The organism is Nesterenkonia sandarakina, from assembly GCF_003003175.1.
Classification (GTDB): domain Bacteria; phylum Actinomycetota; class Actinomycetes; order Actinomycetales; family Micrococcaceae; genus Nesterenkonia; species Nesterenkonia sandarakina_A.
On record NZ_PVTY01000048.1, the window covers coordinates 1 to 1,920 of the forward strand.

Consider the following 1,920-nt stretch of genomic DNA (forward strand, 5'->3'; position numbering starts at 1 on the left):
CCGGTATGCCGATCTATTTCTGTGACCCGCACTCGCCCTGGCAGCGGGGCACCAACGAGAACACCAATGGGCTCTTACGGCAGTACTTCCCGAAGGGCACTGACCTGTCGTTCCATGGACCAGGGATCCTTGAGAACGTCGCAGCGGAATTAAACAGCCGGCCCCGGAAGCGCCATGGCTTCCGAACTCCTGCAGAGGTCCTCGACGGGATACTCTCAGGTCCAGAGAATCAAGCCGGTGTTGCGCTCACCGCATGAATTCGCCCGAAGCTATCGAGACACTGTTGCGAGGCGCTGGGCGAAATCGTCCTCTGCGGGATTCTGCGGATCTTGAGCGGGGGAGAGGTGTCTCGTCCGCTGCCTTGCAACCTAAGGGTTGCAAGACGCCAGAGAGATGCCGGCTGCAAGCGGCCAGGTAGCCTGCCCCGGTATGTCTAGCCGCATTAGGCCTTTGAAACATTCAGGTAAATTTCGACGTTCGCGACGCAAGTCAGCTGATTTATGTGTGCGATATGCAATTGTTATCGATATGTCTATATATTCCCCAGATCACTGTCATGAGCGCGATCCGAGCACGGCAAAGCACTCCTCAGGACATCCTTGATTACAAGATTTGTCTGATTCTGGCTTGCGCCGAGCTTCACAGAAGCTGAACACTAGCTTTACCGCCTACTAAATATTAGGGGTAATTGATGAGACTGAAGTCATTAGCGGTCGCTTCGATAGCAGCGATATCAGCAGGTTTAACTCTCGGTGCGGCGAGTCCGGTCTATGCAGAGGTGCCCGATCCCGTCGTAACGCAGCTTTCCGACTCCCAGGAGAGCGAAATTCGTATCGACTTCGACAAGTACGGCGTGCCGGAGGACACCCAGGACGCACTCATCGACAAGCTTGAAGCAGGTGAACCACTTGACGCGTTCGATGGCGTCTCGGAGCCCATCAGTTCAAATGCGTTTGAAACCGAGGAGTTCGATTCGGAGATCTCTTGGTTTGAAGATGGTTCCTACGTTGTCTCAAGCATAGAAAAGCCGCGAACCGGTGACTTTGCAGCCAGGGGTACGGTTTCGAGCTGCTCTTCGGTGTCGACTAGTGGCAACTGGGGCCGGTGGACGAATTGTTCGGTCACCAACAGCTGGGCTGGCGTCGTCAAGATTGGCTTCATCGCCAGTTTCGAGAAGTCCAGTTCATACGCAAGGATCACCAATCTTGGGAATGTGACGCAGAACTGCATCATGTCCTGTACACGACCGGATGCTTGGATCATCCGCAGCAACCAGACAGCCACCCAGGCCGCGGCTATCCAAGCGCAGTCCACCGTCACTAGCCCTTACGGCAACTCATGGGAGGTATGGTTGCAGCTTCGCGTGAACTCCAACGGTTACTGGACGGTTAACTCATGATCACCATTAACGGCATCGCCTCAACTTCAGCTGTGGGGATGAATCCGACTTTGTCTCCCGGGACTGGTATTGCGCCTTGGATCATAGGAATTGTGCTAGTGGGGCTGCTTGTATGGGCAGTCGCAGAAGTGACTCGGAACAAGACATTCGGCCTCATCCCTAAAGTCGCTCTCATCTTGCTAGCGCTGCTCGCGCCGGTTGTCGGTCCACTTATCACTATTGCAGTGGTTCGGGCCGCAACTAAGCATCCAAGTCAGGTGATGGCCTGATGCTTACGCGTCAGTTCTAGCGTCTCGTATGGGAGCTAGCTCTCGAGTGGTGGGTCTGCTAACGCAGGCCCACCACTTTTTTGTGCGCGCATGGACAACATGATGACGCATAAACGTCTTGTAAAGTGTAAATAAACTCAACACGCTATTAGTCGTTGGGGTCTGCCGCACGAATAGGTGACATCTGATCTGGCTTGCCTGAGGGCGGCCTGGAAGGATGAACCTGTGCCTAAGCCCTATCCTGCTGAGTTC

The 1,920-nt window shown here is 54.6% G+C and carries 3 protein-coding genes; all 3 read left to right on the top strand.

Annotation, left to right across the window (positions count from 1 at the left end; genetic code table 11):
• On the top strand, positions 1 to 257 hold a 257-nt coding region (locus BCL67_RS15050; protein WP_146131221.1), incomplete at its 5' end, for an IS30 family transposase.
• 434 nt (positions 258 to 691) lie between these two features.
• Entirely contained in the window at positions 692 to 1,399 is a 708-nt protein-coding gene (locus BCL67_RS15305) for a hypothetical protein (RefSeq protein WP_146131222.1), read from the top strand.
• Positions 1,396 to 1,668 (top strand): hypothetical protein, encoded by a 273-nt coding sequence (locus BCL67_RS15310; RefSeq protein WP_146131223.1) that lies wholly within the window; start codon positions 1,396 to 1,398, stop codon positions 1,666 to 1,668. Before BCL67_RS15305 ends, BCL67_RS15310 begins: the two co-directional genes overlap by 4 nt.
• Positions 1,669 to 1,920: the final 252 nt, after the last annotated feature.

What these genes read in the sequence shown, in the direction of transcription:
- BCL67_RS15305 (WP_146131222.1), top strand. Translation starts at nt 692, where the DNA reads ATGAGACTGAAGTCATTAGCGGTCGCTTCGATAGCAGCGATATCAGCA.
- BCL67_RS15310 (WP_146131223.1), top strand. Translation starts at nt 1,396, where the DNA reads ATGATCACCATTAACGGCATCGCCTCAACTTCAGCTGTGGGGATGAAT.